Raw genomic sequence first — 15529 nt, forward strand, 5'->3', positions numbered from 1 at the left:
ACCAAGGAAGCATCATGTTGAACAAACCATCTCGTACGCTTTTAGCAACGGCTATAATGAGTTCATTAGGCGCGTCTAATTATGTGTATGCAGAACAATCTGCGCAAACAGAAGTGGAAGAAATTGTTGTACAGGGTTATCGCAACAGTTTGTTAAAAGCAAAAGATTTAAAACGAAATGCTGTGGGCGCACAAGATTCTATTGTGGCTGAAGATATTGCAGATTTTCCCGATCTAAATCTAGCAGACTCACTACAACGTGTACCTGGCATTGCCATAACTCGAGAGGGCGGCGAAGGCCGACAAATTTCGTTACGAGGCTTGGGTCCAAACTTTACACAAGTACAACTCAACGGTATGGAAGCTTTAGGTACATCGTCTTCAGCAATGGATAGCCGAGGCTCAGTAAGCAGATCACGCGCTTTTGATTTTAACATATTTGCTTCTGAGTTATTTCAGCGCGTTGATGTGAAAAAATCCTTCTCAGCCGAAATGGATGAAGGTGGTATAGGTGGAACTGTTGGGCTTCATACAGCAAAACCATTTGATTTTGATGGTTTTAATACTGCAATATCAGGTCAACTTGGCGACAACTCACAAACCGATGATGTTAGTCCACGTTTTGCAGCTCTGATCTCAGATACTTGGGATGATAAATTTGGCGCATTATTTTCAATTGCATACAGCAAACGTGATGTAAATGAGCAAGGTTACAATACGTATCGCTGGCGCAAAAAAAATGCTTCAGGCTCTGATATCTCAAATCTTTCAGGTGAACTACAAGACAAAATAAATAACGAAGAAGTGAGCTTTTCACGCGGTAGTCGCTATTCGTTATTTGAGAATGATCAAGAACGCTTAGGGACAACACTTGCCCTGCAGTATCGCCCGAGTAATAACCTTGAATTCGGTTTTGACGCTCTATATGGTGAACTGAATAATGACCGCAGTGAATACCACTTACAAAACAGAGGTTCTAGCTCAACAGCTATTGGTTGTACTGGACCAGCTTATAACAACGAGCAAATATGCTCAAAGCTCACAACTCTTGAAATAAATGAAAATAACGACGCTATTTATTCAGTATACGAAGATGCCGCAATACACTCAGAAAGCCGCAGCCAATATGCAGACACTAAAATAAGTCAGTTTGTATTAAATAGCGATTGGCAAATTACAGAAGATTTAAATATGACCGCCTTAGTAGGGCGTTCAGAAACCAAGTTCAATACAGGCAGTGTTAAAGTTTACCTAGAAACATTTGGCGATGAAACTATTGATTATCGCAAGGATGCTTATTATGGGGAAAATACATACGGGTTTGATCCTACTGACAGTAGTTTATTCCGCTATCACGAAATTGATATATCTAAAGAAGAAATCACCAATACATTTGACTCTATAAAATTAGATTTTAATTACACGCTTAACAATACTTCAAATATAAAATTCGGTGTATCTAATAAAAAGTTTGAAAGTGAAAACGGTGAAACTAAATCTGATAACGTTAACCGCAGCGATTGGGAAAATGGCGTACTGGATGACACGGTAGATCCAAGCCTGACATTTACAAATACCGCGCACAATAAACAGCAATGGGTAAGTGTCGATGTACTAGGCACCCTAGCAAGTATGAATATCGATCCTAATTTAGATAATCCTGATTTTACCGATAACGTACAAGAAAAAACCTTTGGGGCTTATTTGCAATACGAAGCTGAATGGGAATTGGGCTCAGGTTATTTAATGGGTAATGCTGGTGTACGCCATTACGATACTAAGACCAACGCCGTAGGTTTAATAAATGGAGAAGTAGTTGATGTTGAAAACACCTACTCAGGACTTTTGCCTGCTATAAATTTAGTTTGGGATAGTAATAACAGTTTAGTACTTCGTGCAAGCTATGGCGAAAATCTCACCCGCCCTTCGCTCGGTGCATTAGTGCCAACAGGCGTTGTACAAAATGATGCCACATCAACCAATGGCCTTAGTATCAGTTCAGGAAACCCAAACCTTAAACCTTACGAATCTGTTAACTTCGACTTTTCAGTCGAGTACTATTTTGAAAACATTGGGTATGCGGCCGTAAGTTACTTCCATAAGTCTATCGATAACTTCATTATCACCGAAACATATGATATCCCGTACAGTCAAACCGGATATCCTCTTAGCTTTTTAGGCGACGTAGACGAAAACGGTAATCCGCAAACAGCAAATACTGTTTTCACCGTTATTCAACCACAAAACTTAGATGAAAGTGATATTAGTGGCTGGGAGCTCGCCTTTCAACGAGATCTCGACTTTTTGCCAGCTCCGTTTAATAACTTAGGTGTTATTGCTAATTATACATTTGCTGATGGTGAAGCGCTGTACCGTAACGTAGGTAATTCGGGTATTGATCAATATAAATCATTCCCAGGACTTTCAGAACACTCTGGTAACTTTACAGTATATTACGATTCTGATTCATGGGGCGCACGCGTTGCAGCAGCTTATAGAAGTGACTATATTGCATCGGTACAAGCCGGTAACGGCGACGAAGACGAAAATGGTTTTCATGCCAGTACATACATAGATGCATCAGCATTTTATCAGGTTAATGAAAAGCTAAAGCTCACTATAGAAGCCAGTAATTTAACTAATGAACGAGAAGAGCAGTATTCAGACTCCAATGATCGTTTATACAATACGACGGTTAATGGCCGTACTGTTTATTTAGGTGCCAGTTATCGTTTCTAAATTATAAAAATGAGGCTCTACTTTTGTGTAGAGCCTTTTATTATTCTTTAGGTATTCACCTAAAAAGACGACTTATTAATTCACTTAATTAAGCGAATTTATATAAAGCACTCGATGTAAATCACTATTTTAAGTCTATTTTCAATCGCTTTAGCAAATATGACTTAAAACTACTTTTAATTAATTTGCTGAACAGATTAAGTTACGTTATTTACCAGTGCTTTTATTTTAAGGTCATGAAATCAAAGTTATATAAAATTTGATTGCCTAATTTCAGTTCTCCCCCCTTTAATCTCTAATGAAATATTAAGGCGCCGCTGTTAGTATTAAACAACATAATCAATAATTAAGTCTTAATATGATAAGTGGTTTTGATGGCAGCTAATTATTCTCTCGATGATTTACGTTACTTTTGCACCATAGTAAAACTAGGTAGCTTTAAAAAAGCATCCATAAACCTTGGTATGTCACTATCAACTTTAAGCCGTAGAATACGTTTATTAGAGCAAGCCCTTCAATTAACGTTACTAAATCGAGATGCTCATCGGGTAACACTTACGCATACTGGCGAATTATATTACGACCGCTACCGCAAGTTATTTGACGAAGTAGAGTGTATTGAGCAAGCACTTTGTGATGAGAAAGACCAACCTAAAGGGAAAATTAGGGTCTCAGCACCCATTTACATGGGTAAACACTTTTTAAGTGCTATTTTTTGTGAATTTTTACTGCAATATCCCGATATTCAATTAGATTTACGCTTTTCAAATAATCTTATTGATATTGAAAAAGAAGGGATTGATATCGCGTTTAGAGTAAGAAACCCAGCCATCGATAATTGGGTTATTAGAGAACTTAAGCTTACTCATAACCTGCTTTGTGCTCACCAAAATTATGCTCATCATCCCATCACTCATCCGGAGCAATTAGAAGAACACCCAAAAGTTACGTGCCTTGGGCTAGTCCCGTGGCAGTTAAAAAATCTGCAAACGAGCGAAGAATACAGCTTTAATCCAAACTCGCATGTCCGATTAGAAGTTGATGAAATTCAAATGATGAAACAAGCCGTTGAGTCTGGTGTAGGCATTAGCTACATTCCTGATTATATAGCATTGCCTCTTATTAAAGCCGGAAAGCTTAAACGTATTCTTCCTGACTGGCAAAGTGAAGGGCAGCCATTTTCTATGCTTTATCGCGACAGAAAACAAGTACCTTATCGGGTACGACTATTAATAGAGCATACATTGCAACACTTCAACGAAAAGTAGCAATGTATGCTTTTAAAAAGAAAGCTTTAAACGTTTAAAAACTAAGCCTAAGTACAATTACACCTAAAAATGCTGTTGCTAATCCTATAACTTCTTGGCGTGTAAAAGACTCTTTTAGGATGATGCGTGAGTACAACAAAATAATTAAAATATTCATACCTGAAATCGCTGAAACTAGCCCTGTATTACCAATAGCAAAAGCCGATATTATTGCAACCATGCCAGCCACATTAGTTAAACCAATAAGTAACCCGCACGAAAATGTTTTACCGGCAGACCAATACGCTTGAGAAGCGCCTTGCTCTGCTAACATTTTTTTGCGCTTTACTAACCAACTAATAGCAAAGAGAAAACTACCAAACCCGAACATCGACGTTAAAGTGGCAAACGTATCGGCCTCAAGAAGTGTTGATTGCTTACCCATTAAATCATTAAATGCAAAGGACAGAGCAGCGAGTAATCCCCATTGCGCACCTTGTAGGTTGTTCAACGAAATATCGCTTGAATAACGAATGATATAAAGGCCACCAAAAATAATGAAAAAGCCAATTAATTGAATTGTTGTTAAGGTCTCCTGCCACAATAAAAAAGCAAATAAAAGGACAAACAAAGGCGTCAATCCTGATAAAATACTAATTAAAGACGCTTTACCAACCGAAAACCCCTTATGCAACAAACCATTAGCAGCAAAAGAGCCAAAACCTAACGCTAGCCCAACCGTAATGTCTGCCCAGCCATACCATGTATGTTCAAATACCACAGTACCTAGCGCACTAATAACAAATCCTACAAAAAATACACCGAATAATAATAAGTTACGGTTAATCTTTTTCTGCGACGTCCATTGATACAACACTCCTCGGGCACCAAAAAAAACGGTTGCGAGTAATGCAAAAATTATCCACATACAAAAATGATTCCTTTAAAAAGTAATGGGGTAACAGTGAGGAGCGATTTAACAACACGTGTTAAGTACGAATATCCATTATATTCGCTTTTAAAATTTTATAAATAAGCATTAATGATAAGATAAATTCCATAAATGGTATTTAAAAAATAGCAGATGAAGATATAACTGCTCAGCGTCACTCTATTTAATAAAATAGCTTTGAGCAGTTATTAGAGTGGATCCTAACTGACCTTTTTGAACGGATTACGGGTATCTTGGTGCGCGTCTAGATTACGCATTAAAATAGCGTGATCTAAGTTAATGCCCTCATCTAGCTGGATTTTTACAATATGACCAGAGCCTTTAGCATCGCTAATACTTTTGCCTCTTTTGTTTTCCATATATTCAAGCGTAAAAGTAATGTTACCTTGTGGTGTCATAAGCTCTAAAGAGTGACCAGTACAAAATTTATTTTTAACGTCTATTTCAACTAATCCACTTTCGCAGCGCCCAAGTACTTCACCCACAAATCGCTGCTTAGTTGATACAGAGTGACCGTATTCATAGTTTTGATAATCTTGGTGGGCATGGCGTTTTAAAAAGCCTTCGGTATAACCACGATGCGCCAAGTTTTCTAATGTTTTAAATAAGCTAGTATCAAATGGTTTACCCGAAGCCGCATCGTCTATTGCTTTACGATAAACTTGTGCAGTGCGCGCCACATAATAAAATGACTTAGTACGCCCTTCTATTTTTAAACTATGTACACCCATTTTTGTTAACTGCTCTACGTATTGCACAGCGCGTAAATCTTTGGAATTCATAATATACGTGCCGTGTTCATCCTCAAACGCAGGCATATACTCACCAGGGCGACCTTGTTCCTCTAGAATAAATACATCGTTGCTTGGCGCGCCTTCCCCCAGAGTAGGAATCACCTGTTTGGGGTCAATTTTATGCACCATTTCGCCAGTTTCGTTCTCAACACCAGGCTTTACATCGTAATCCCAGCGACATGCATTAGTACATGTGCCTTGATTTGGATCGCGCTTGTTTATATAACCAGAGAGTAAACAACGCCCCGAATACGCCATACACAGTGCGCCATGTACAAACACTTCAAGTTGGGTGTCTGGGCAGAGTGTGCGTATTTCAGTTATTTCTTCGAGCGACAGCTCCCGCGATAAAATAACGCGTTCAATTCCCTGCTTTGCCCAAAATTGTACACTCGCGTAATTTACCGCATTTGCTTGTACCGATAAGTGAATTGGCATGGCAGGCCACTTTTCACGAACAAGCATAATCAAACCAGGGTCTGACATAATCAGCGCATCGGGCTGCATCGCAATAACAGGTTCTATATCACGTAAATACGATTTAACTTTGGCATTATGCGGCGCAATATTAGACACCACATAAAACTTTTTATTTTGCGCATGGGCTTCACTAATGCCGACTTGCAGAGTGTCTAGGTCAAACTCATTATTACGCACACGCAAACTATAACGAGGCTGCCCCGCATAAACCGCATCTGCGCCATAAGCAAACGCGTAGCGCATGTTTTTTAAACTGCCTGCCGGGCATAACAGTTCAGGTATAAAAGAAGTTAAAGAAGAAACAGTTGGCATGTGCGCTCCATACATCGAACCGAGTATAAGTCGGTTGCATGATTAATTAATTTACAAGCGCGGCATTATAAGAGGCTTTTTATTAACTATTTTGATCAAAGTCAATATTGTCCATTTTTTCAAGATAGAAAAAAGGATAGGTTGCCTACTGAACTAATCGTTAGACCTTCTTAAAAATACCTGCCGGTCTTTTCTAGTAATGGTTGATTTCAACTAATTTATTAGCCATACTTGCGCTTATTACCAACTGTAGACAACAGTATTCGGTAACTATAGGAGAGTTAAAATGTTAATTTCAAAACATAACCCTGAAGAAGAGAAGTGGACTTAAATCCCACATAGCGATTAAAAATAAGAGGCTTAGCCTCTTATTTTGCCTTAAACGGAGCAACTGTAGCTGATGGTCAGGCCTTTTTATATATTTTCATTTGCCCTAGCTTCCTTAATTCTACTAACATATATATTCACAATACCCGCTCCGATTATAGCTTCTATAATCGCCTCAATAGTTGCTATATTAGGCTTCACGCTTCAAAAACATATCTCAAGAGAGAAGAACTCTTTGGATTTTGAGGCATCTTATAAGCACAATAAAAAAATAGTCAAAGCTTTCCGTGCCACCAAGGAGCTGAGAACAGCAAAAAAGCTACCTATAAGCAAATACATTCAACTTTCAGACAATCTAGACTTATTACTAAACGAGTGGGAAAGTGTAGCAAATGGTATTTTAGCCAAAACTTTTGATGAAAAACTCTTATACCGAGCATACGGTTCAACCATCATAAACATGTATGACTCATTTCAACCTTACATAATATATTCGCAACAAGAAAATCCAAAATACTTTATTATGTTTACTAGATTGGCCATAAAATGGAAAGTTAGGAGGTTAAAAGAAAAGGCAATTCAATCAAACTTATTGCACTCAAGTTTAAAAGAACTACACACTGCAGCTACAAACTTGAACCTGACATTAAATAAAAACTATCCTTACAATCCCTGTAAGAAACAAGCCATAAAAGAGCTACAAAAAAGAGAACAAGAACTAATTAAAACAATTAAGACTTTGAATTAAAGTTCTAAATGCCCGCTTTAGGATTCTTAATTGGTGTCTTACAAAGCTTTATTTAAAACCGGCATGTACCTACATCACAAAACGGCAACCAAACTGGTTTTTAATAAAATTAGGATTTTTCACTTAAAACGCGTATAATTCGCGCCCGTTAATATTCACACTTTTACTTAAAATTATTGGAGCATAAAGATGGCTTTAGAACGTACTTTTTCAATCGTAAAACCTGATGCAGTTGCTAAAAACCACATTGGCGCTATCTACAACCGTTTCGAATCTGCTGGCCTTAAAATCGTTGCAGCTAAAATGGTTCACCTTTCACAAGAGAAAGCTGAAGGTTTCTACGCAGAACATAGCGAACGTCCTTTCTTTGGCGCTTTAGTATCTTTCATGACATCTGGTCCAGTAATGGTTACAGTTCTTGAAGGCGAAAACGCTGTTCTTAAAAACCGTGAAATCATGGGTGCTACTAACCCTGCTGAAGCACTAGCTGGCACTTTACGTGCAGACTACGCTGATAGCATCGACGAAAACGCTGTTCACGGTTCTGATGCTGTTGAATCTGCTGCTCGCGAAATCGCGTACTTCTTCGCTGACGAAGAGCTTTGTTCACGTACTCGTTAATTCGAATTCGTTAACAAAATGAAAAGGGCTTTCGGGCCCTTTTTTAGTCATTACGCAAAGTATTCATAAGTGCATTTTTTGATATTTTACTTAATGATTAAAGTGAGTGAATTGTGTACAATTCGTCCTCGTAAATTTTTATCTCCACCGTCACCGATTGAGGTTGTTTCATGACCGAGCAAAAAAAGATTAACTTATTAGATTTAAACCGAGATGCAATGCGCGAGCTATTTGCATCGTTCGGTGAAAAGCCGTTTCGTAGTGACCAGGTGATGAAATGGATTTATCATTTTGGCGTAGATAACTTCGACGAAATGACTAACGTAAATAAAAAGCTTAAAGAAAAGCTTAAAGCTGAGTGCGAAATTGTAGCGCCAGAAATAACAGTTCGCCAACAAGCAAGCGACGGTACTATTAAGTACGCGCTTATTCTTGAAGGCGGCCAAGAAGTAGAAGCCGTTTGGATCCCTGAAAAAGAGCGCGCTACGTTATGTGTATCATCACAAGTGGGTTGTGCGCTTGAATGTACTTTTTGTTCTACTGCTCAACAAGGCTTTAACCGTAACTTAAAAGTATCTGAAATTATTGGCCAAGTTTGGCGTGTAGCTAAAGATATAGGCCTTGATGGTCATAGCGAAAAGCGCCCAGTGACTAATGTTGTGATGATGGGTATGGGCGAGCCTTTACTTAATCTTAAAAACGTAGTGCCAGCAATGGAACTAATGATGGACGATTGGGGCTTTGGTTTATCTAAGCGCCGCGTAACATTAAGTACTTCAGGCGTTGTACCTGCTCTTGATTTACTAAAAGAAAAAATTGACGTAGCACTGGCTATATCACTTCACGCACCAGATAACGCACTGCGTGATATTTTAGTGCCTGTTAATAAAAAGTACCCTATTGAAGAGTTTTTAGCGGCGTGTCGTCGTTATATCGACGGTTCAAAAGCTAATAAAGACGTAACTGTTGAATACGTTATGCTTAATGGCATTAACGACAGCACTGATCAAGCGCATGCATTAGTACAAACGTTAAAAGGCACACCGTCTAAGGTAAACCTTATTCCGTTTAACCCGTTCCCGGGTAACGAGTACACACGCTCAAGTAATAGCCGTATCGACCGCTTTTCAAAAGTACTACAAGCTGCAGGTGTAACCTGTATTGTGCGCCGTACTCGCGGTGATGATATTGACGCAGCTTGCGGTCAGTTAGTCGGTGACGTAGTTGACCGTACTAAACGTTTAGCTAAAAAGAAAATCCGCGACGATAACGCGATTGCCGTTAATATCCACCAAGCATAATCTGTAACAGCCTTATATGAATAAACCATATAAGGCTGTTAAGTTGTTTATTTTTAAATAAATGATGCAAGAGTAAAGCTTTTAGGTAAGATAGGCGACATGGACTAAAAATAAAGAGATAAGGTAATGCGATCTATACTTGCTATAACACTATCAACACTTGCCCTAAGTGGCTGTGTGAGCGAAAGTAGTTATAACGGCAGTAATAAACCCGTCGTCGAAAATAAAGTTAATAATACTGGCGCAGCACGAACACGAATTGCTTTAGCCCTACAGTATTTAAAAACGGGTAATAATTCTCAAGCCAAATACAATTTAGAACGTGCAGCAGCATTTGCTCCTGACCTACCTGAAGTACATTACTCTCTTGCTTATTACTACCAACAAGTGGGCGAAAACCCGCTAGCTGATAAAGCCTACCAAAAAGCACTTGAAATCAAGCCAGACGATCCTAACACCCTCAATAACTACGGTGTGTTTTTATGTGGTATTGATGAATACGATCGTGCAACTGATCAATTTTTAAAAGCCATTGAAGTACCAAGTTATATTCGCGTTGCCGAAAGCTACGAAAATTTAGCCCTGTGTGCTATTGAATTTGATGACTTTGAAAATGCAGAAAGCTACTTTCAACAGGCACTTAATCACAGCTCTCAGCGAACATCTACATTAATTAGCTTAGCCGCACTGTATTACGCTAAAAGTGACTTGTACAAAGCCAGTGAACTTTTAAAACGCTATGAAAGTACGGGTCAAGTATCTTCTCGCGCATTAATGCTTAGCTATCTTGTAAAAAACCGAATGGGCAGAATTGAAGAAGCTGAAAAAATTTCCAACACTATTTTGCAAACTTACTCTACCAGCAACGAAGCCTATGCGTTAAAAGAGAAAAGAACACGTTTTAATGAGTTTGAAATACTGCGAGAAAAATACCGTAAAGCGCAGTTAAAAGAACTAAAAAATGACGCAAGCGGCGCGCACGTTAGTTCAAAACCAAAAATAAAAGTTATTAGAAAGAAACGTTCGCCAGAGGACGGTTCAACAAGCTTGGTAACAAACAACGAGCAAAAAACAGATAAAAAGCTCGCAACAGCAAATAACCAAGATGTAAATCCAGTTATAGCAAGAGAAGAGCAAGCTCAAGCATTGCCAAATACGCTCAGTACGCAAGCCGACGAAGCAACCGTAATAGCAAAACAAGTAACGACCCAAAAAGAAGAGGCTCCTAAAGTCGTCGCGCCAAGCAATCCTACCGATACATCGGCTGTTATGATTGCACTTACTACTGAGCACGACTCTGCAGATTCTATAGTAGCAGCGCCTGAAAAAGCACAGCCCGTTTTAGAACCTCAAAAAGAAGTTATAGCAACAAAACAACCGGTTAAAGCCGATGACGAGGTAACAATAATCTCGTTTGGCGCACCTAAAACAGGCCAGTTTAATTCGCAGCAAACTAGTAACTACAGTAATTCTGCACCTGCAGTTACAAATCAAAAAAACAGTAGCGACGTGGTATTCTACGAAGCGACTAAAAACACAACCGTTTTTGAAAACAGTAACTATCAAAATAATGCTGATATTGAATTTAAAAGCTACGAAGCAGTGCAAAAAACTGAGCTTCCAATGCTTAATCCAAAAGTATCGCCTTTACGCGTGCCATTTCATGTAATTGCTGTTGGCGAAAACCTATTTAGCATTTCGGTGCGATACAATGTTAAACTACAAAAACTCCTGCAATGGAATGGTTTAAAAGAGTCGGATCGGGTAATGAATGGAAGTAAAATATACCTAAACGATCCTAATATTTATTACGAAATTAAAGCTGGTGATTCCCTTTACGATATAGCTACCCAGCGGCATGTATTAATTGATGAATTAATGCGATGGAATAAATTAAGTCCTGATATAGCATTAAAACCAGGGCACAGACTTTTACTAGTGGATCCAGACTCATACACATTATGAATGAAGAAAATACGCAAACACAGAGAGAACAGCCAACTGTAGGCCAAATACTAAAAAATCATAGAGAGCAAGCAAACGTTAGCATCGCAACTATCGCTGCACCGTTAAAGCTGTCTGAACTTCAAATTAAACGCCTTGAAAATGATGAATTTGCGTTACTAGGCCCTATCACTTTTGTTAAAGGCTATATAAAAAATTATTGCCGTGAATTAAAAGTCGATAGCGCACCTATATTAGCAATGATGCCGGCCCCACCAGAGCCGACCAAGCCCGCTAATATGCAAAGCTTTTCGCGCCGAACAGAAAAAGAAGCAAGCGACAGCCGTTTAATGTTTTTTAGTTATTTAATTTTAGCGATTGTTATTGGCTCATCTGCTTTATGGTTTTGGCAAAACGCCACCCCCATTGAAGAGCAAACCAGTAAAATAAACGTTGCCAACTCAATAATGAGTGAACGACAAGCAGCTCAACCCAGTATTTTACAGCAACAGCAACAAGCCGAAATTAACGACGAATCACTATTAGAATCAAAAGATACGCTTGAAACATCAACAAGCTCAGAAGCCGTTACAGAAACGGCTCCTATTACATCTAACAACGAAAGCCAAGAAGATGCTAGCAGTACAATTGTTATGAACTTTAACGGCGAAAGTTGGGTTGAAATTTACGATGGCGAAGGCGAAAAAATAGCATTCGGCGTTAAAAAAGCAGGCTACATTATGACCGTAAGCGGAACGCCTCCTTTTTCAGTTGTGCTTGGTAAGCATGACGCTGTAGACATTACTTTAAACGGCGAACCTGTAGATGTTTCTGCATTTCCTAAAAACCGTTTAGCCAAATTTACATTACCACTAGCAGAGTAGTCGCTATGTTTTCAGAATCCCCAATTAAACGCAGAAAATCCACCCGTATCAATGTAGGTAACGTCCCTATTGGTGACGGCGCCCCTATTGCTGTGCAATCAATGACCAATACCGACACCATGGATGTTGATGCAACCGTTGCACAAATTCAGGCAATACAAGATGCAGGTGCCGACATAGTGCGTGTATCAGTACCGACTATGGACGCAGCTGAAGCGTTTAAAAGTATTAAAGAACAAGTGACTATTCCGCTAGTAGCCGATATTCACTTTGATTACCGTATAGCCTTAAAAGTGGCAAAGTACGGCGTAGATTGTCTGCGCATAAACCCAGGTAATATAGGTAGCGAAGAGCGTATAAGAGCTGTGGTCGATTCTGCTCGCGAGCATAACATTCCTATTCGTATTGGTGTAAATGGCGGCTCGCTTGAGCGCGACTTACAAGAAAAATATGGCGAGCCTACACCTGAAGCCTTATTAGAATCAGCAATGCGCCATGTAGATATATTACGCCGCCTTGATTTTGACCAATTTAAAATATCGGTAAAAGCATCAGACGTATTTTTAGCGGTAGGCGCCTATCGCTTACTCGCTAAAGAAATAGACCAACCACTGCATTTAGGTATTACCGAAGCGGGCGGCATGCGATCTGGCTCGGTTAAATCAGCCGTAGGTTTAGGTATGCTACTTGCTGAAGGTATTGGCGATACACTGCGAGTGTCGCTTGCAGCTGACCCTGTTCAAGAAATTAAAGTAGGTTTTGATATTTTAAAATCGCTGCGCATACGTTCGCGCGGTATTAACTTTATTGCATGCCCTAGCTGTTCTCGTCAAGAATTTGATGTAGTAAGCACCATGAACCAGCTAGAAGAGCGCCTTGAAGATATTATTGAGCCTGTATCGGTTTCGGTAATTGGCTGTGTTGTAAACGGCCCAGGTGAAGCACTCGTTAGTGATATAGGCCTTGCCGGTGCAAACCGTCGCTCAGGTTTATACATTAATGGTGAGCGCCAAAAAGCACGTATTGACAACAACAATATTGTTGACCAGCTCGAAGGCTACGTGCGCGACTTTATTGCTCAAAAAGAGCAGCAAACACCTATCGATATTAAAATAGTCGAATAAATACCGTATAAAGCGCCAAACAGCGGTGTTTGGCGTTTACCTTTATGACCAGAACGCTATAATAGCGGGTCAATTTTTAGCATTCTTGTTGTGTAAGCATTTTTTATTACACATAAACAGCATTTAGGATTTATCAGTGGCAAAACAAATTCAGGCAGTTCGCGGTATGAACGATTGTCTGCCGGGCGATACACAAGTTTGGCAGAAAGTAGAAAGCATTTTACGCGAGACAGTAGCATCGTTCGGTTATCAAGAAATTCGTTTTCCTATTGTAGAATCAACCGACTTATTTAAACGCTCTATTGGTGAAGTTACCGATATAGTAGAAAAAGAAATGTACACCTTTGCCGATCGCAATGGCGACTTATTAACACTTCGCCCAGAAGGCACCGCAGTATGCGTACGTGCTGGCAACCAAAATGGCTTACTATATAACCAAGAACAACGCCTTTGGTACATGGGTCCAATGTTTCGTCACGAGCGTCCGCAAAAAGGTCGTTACCGTCAGTTTCACCAATTTGGTTTAGAAACATTTGGTATTGCCACAGCCGACATAGACGCAGAAGTTATTTTATTAACAGCGCAACTATGGGAAGCCTTTGGTATTACTGACCACGTTCGTTTAGAGCTAAATTCTTTAGGCTCTAACGAAGCGCGTGCAGATTACCGTGATGCGTTAGTAGCCTACCTTGAGCAACACATTGATGTGCTTGATGAAGACTCAAAACGTCGTATGTATTCAAACCCATTACGCGTACTTGATAGCAAAAACCCAGACGTACAAGCAATTTTAACTGATGCGCCTAAATTGTCTGAAAACTTAGACGCTGAATCAAAAGAACATTTTGAAAATTTATGTGAACGTTTAGACGCTGCTGGCGTCTCATATACGGTTAATGAAAAGTTAGTACGTGGTTTAGACTACTACAACCGTACCGTATTTGAATGGGTAACCGACAGCTTAGGCGCACAAGGCACAGTATGTGCTGGTGGTCGTTACGACGGCTTAGTTGAACAGCTTGGCGGCAAAGCAACGCCAGCAGTTGGTTTTGCAATGGGTCTAGAGCGATTAGTGTTATTACTACAAGCGCTTGAGTGTGTAGGTGACATTCGTCGTAATGCTGATGTATATTTAGCAGCAATGGGCGACAAAGCAAGCATTCAAGCTCCTGCAATTGCAGCGCAACTACGTAAAGACGTACCAGGTTTACGCGTTATGGTGCATGCGGGCGGCGGCAACTTTAAAAAACAATTAAAACGTGCTGATAAAAGCGATGCACTTGTTGCAGTGATTATTGGTGAAGATGAATTAGAAAAAGGCGTTGTGACCATCAAGTATTTACGCGAGCGTAAAGAACAAGTCACATTAGAATTAGAACAAGCTAAAGCGCTATTAGCTGAGCTTATTAACGGCTAAGCGAACATTAGAGGTAAGAATGGATATTTATTCAACAGAAGAACAACAAGCAGAAGCCATTAAACGCTTTTTCCGTGAAAACGGCATTTCACTTGCACTAGGCATACTTGTTGGCCTTGGTGGCTTATATGGCTGGAAAGCATATAACCAAAACCAAATTACTACCGCTGAAAAAGCATCAGATTCATATACAGCGCTTGTTGAAAGTGATGATGTATTATCTTCAGCTGATGCGTTTATTAGCGAAAATAAAGATACAAACTACGCAACACTTGCTGCATTTGTTGCTGCAAAAGACGCTGTAGAAGCAAAAAAATTAGATGTAGCAAGCGAAAAGCTAAGCTGGATAGTGTCTAATACTGAAAATACAGAATTAAAAGCAATTGCGATTACACGTTTAGCGCGAATTCAAATTGCACAAACTAACTATGACGATGCATTAACTACATTAAATGCACCATTACCTGAAGCATTCAATGCAAACGTTGCCGAGCTTAAAGGCGACATTTACACACAGCAAGGTAACAAAGATCAAGCACGTACTGCATACCAAGCAGCAATAGATGCGGGTGGATTAACAAGTAACCCACTATTACAAATTAAGTTAGATGACCTAGCAGTAACTAGCCCAGCGGCATAA

At 39.5% G+C, this 15529-nt stretch carries 12 protein-coding genes; 10 read left to right on the forward strand and 2 right to left on the reverse strand.

Annotated features, from left to right (window positions below; translation table 11 throughout):
• Positions 1-14: 14 nt before the first annotated feature.
• Both H5090_RS05605 and H5090_RS05610 read left to right on the forward strand, forming a co-directional pair.
• Positions 15-2738, forward strand: coding sequence for a TonB-dependent receptor (locus tag H5090_RS05605; protein WP_182695230.1), 2724 nt, complete (start codon positions 15-17; stop codon positions 2736-2738).
• A gap of 374 nt (positions 2739-3112) precedes the next feature.
• Positions 3113-4006: a LysR family transcriptional regulator gene (locus H5090_RS05610; RefSeq protein WP_182695231.1), complete on the forward strand. Its 894-nt coding sequence runs from the start codon at positions 3113-3115 to the stop codon at positions 4004-4006.
• Between the two features lie 34 nt (positions 4007-4040).
• Here the strand turns inward: H5090_RS05610 and H5090_RS05615 are convergent, their stop codons facing one another.
• Positions 4041-4913 carry a DMT family transporter gene (locus H5090_RS05615; RefSeq protein WP_182695232.1) on the reverse strand — a complete coding sequence of 291 codons (873 nt, stop codon included), beginning with the start codon at positions 4911-4913 and terminating at the stop codon, positions 4041-4043.
• Between the two features lie 224 nt (positions 4914-5137).
• Positions 5138-6523 (reverse strand): tRNA 5-hydroxyuridine modification protein YegQ, encoded by a 1386-nt coding sequence (gene yegQ / locus H5090_RS05620; protein ID WP_182695233.1) that lies wholly within the window; start codon positions 6521-6523, stop codon positions 5138-5140.
• Positions 6524-6923: 400 nt separating this feature from the next.
• On the opposite strand from yegQ, the gene H5090_RS05625 reads away from it, so the two are divergent.
• From H5090_RS05625 to H5090_RS05660, 8 genes are all read left to right on the forward strand, one after another.
• Positions 6924-7598: a DUF4760 domain-containing protein gene (locus tag H5090_RS05625; protein ID WP_101216260.1), complete on the forward strand. Its 675-nt coding sequence runs from the start codon at positions 6924-6926 to the stop codon at positions 7596-7598.
• A gap of 189 nt (positions 7599-7787) precedes the next feature.
• A complete protein-coding gene (ndk, locus tag H5090_RS05630) occupies positions 7788-8219 on the forward strand; it encodes a nucleoside-diphosphate kinase (RefSeq protein ID WP_007377442.1) in 432 nt (143 codons plus the stop codon).
• 170 nt (positions 8220-8389) lie between these two features.
• Positions 8390-9520 (forward strand): bifunctional tRNA (adenosine(37)-C2)-methyltransferase TrmG/ribosomal RNA large subunit methyltransferase RlmN, encoded by a 1131-nt coding sequence (locus H5090_RS05635; RefSeq protein ID WP_002961289.1) that lies wholly within the window; start codon positions 8390-8392, stop codon positions 9518-9520.
• A 126-nt stretch (positions 9521-9646) separates the two neighbouring features.
• On the forward strand, positions 9647-11485 hold the full coding sequence (pilW, locus tag H5090_RS05640) for a type IV pilus biogenesis/stability protein PilW (RefSeq protein ID WP_182695234.1): 1839 nt from the start codon (positions 9647-9649) through the stop codon (positions 11483-11485).
• On the forward strand, positions 11482-12348 hold the full coding sequence (locus tag H5090_RS05645; RefSeq protein WP_182695235.1) for a RodZ domain-containing protein: 867 nt from the start codon (positions 11482-11484) through the stop codon (positions 12346-12348). Before pilW ends, H5090_RS05645 begins: the two co-directional genes overlap by 4 nt.
• 5 nt (positions 12349-12353) lie before the next feature.
• Positions 12354-13472 (forward strand): flavodoxin-dependent (E)-4-hydroxy-3-methylbut-2-enyl-diphosphate synthase, encoded by a 1119-nt coding sequence (gene ispG / locus H5090_RS05650; protein WP_002961295.1) that lies wholly within the window; start codon positions 12354-12356, stop codon positions 13470-13472.
• A gap of 136 nt (positions 13473-13608) precedes the next feature.
• The gene (hisS, locus tag H5090_RS05655; RefSeq protein WP_008168943.1) at positions 13609-14889 is read left to right on the forward strand and encodes a histidine--tRNA ligase; all 1281 of its coding nucleotides are present in this window, start codon (positions 13609-13611) and stop codon (positions 14887-14889) included.
• A 19-nt stretch (positions 14890-14908) separates the two neighbouring features.
• Positions 14909-15529, forward strand: coding sequence for a tetratricopeptide repeat protein (locus H5090_RS05660; RefSeq protein ID WP_002961300.1), 621 nt, complete (start codon positions 14909-14911; stop codon positions 15527-15529).

It is taken from the genome of Pseudoalteromonas sp. SR43-5, assembly GCF_014163835.1.
Classification (GTDB): Bacteria; Pseudomonadota; Gammaproteobacteria; order Enterobacterales; family Alteromonadaceae; genus Pseudoalteromonas; species Pseudoalteromonas distincta.

Coding starts and splice junctions, on each gene's coding strand:
- H5090_RS05605 (WP_182695230.1), top strand. CDS start 15: ATGTTGAACAAACCATCTCGTACGCTTTTAGCAACGGCTATAATGAGT.
- H5090_RS05610 (WP_182695231.1), top strand. CDS start 3,113: ATGGCAGCTAATTATTCTCTCGATGATTTACGTTACTTTTGCACCATA.
- H5090_RS05615 (WP_182695232.1), bottom strand. CDS start 4,913: ATGTGGATAATTTTTGCATTACTCGCAACCGTTTTTTTTGGTGCCCGA.
- yegQ (WP_182695233.1), bottom strand. CDS start 6,523: ATGCCAACTGTTTCTTCTTTAACTTCTTTTATACCTGAACTGTTATGC.
- H5090_RS05625 (WP_101216260.1), top strand. CDS start 6,924: ATGGTCAGGCCTTTTTATATATTTTCATTTGCCCTAGCTTCCTTAATT.
- ndk (WP_007377442.1), top strand. CDS start 7,788: ATGGCTTTAGAACGTACTTTTTCAATCGTAAAACCTGATGCAGTTGCT.
- H5090_RS05635 (WP_002961289.1), top strand. CDS start 8,390: ATGACCGAGCAAAAAAAGATTAACTTATTAGATTTAAACCGAGATGCA.
- pilW (WP_182695234.1), top strand. CDS start 9,647: ATGCGATCTATACTTGCTATAACACTATCAACACTTGCCCTAAGTGGC.
- H5090_RS05645 (WP_182695235.1), top strand. CDS start 11,482: ATGAATGAAGAAAATACGCAAACACAGAGAGAACAGCCAACTGTAGGC.
- ispG (WP_002961295.1), top strand. CDS start 12,354: ATGTTTTCAGAATCCCCAATTAAACGCAGAAAATCCACCCGTATCAAT.
- H5090_RS05660 (WP_002961300.1), top strand. CDS start 14,909: ATGGATATTTATTCAACAGAAGAACAACAAGCAGAAGCCATTAAACGC.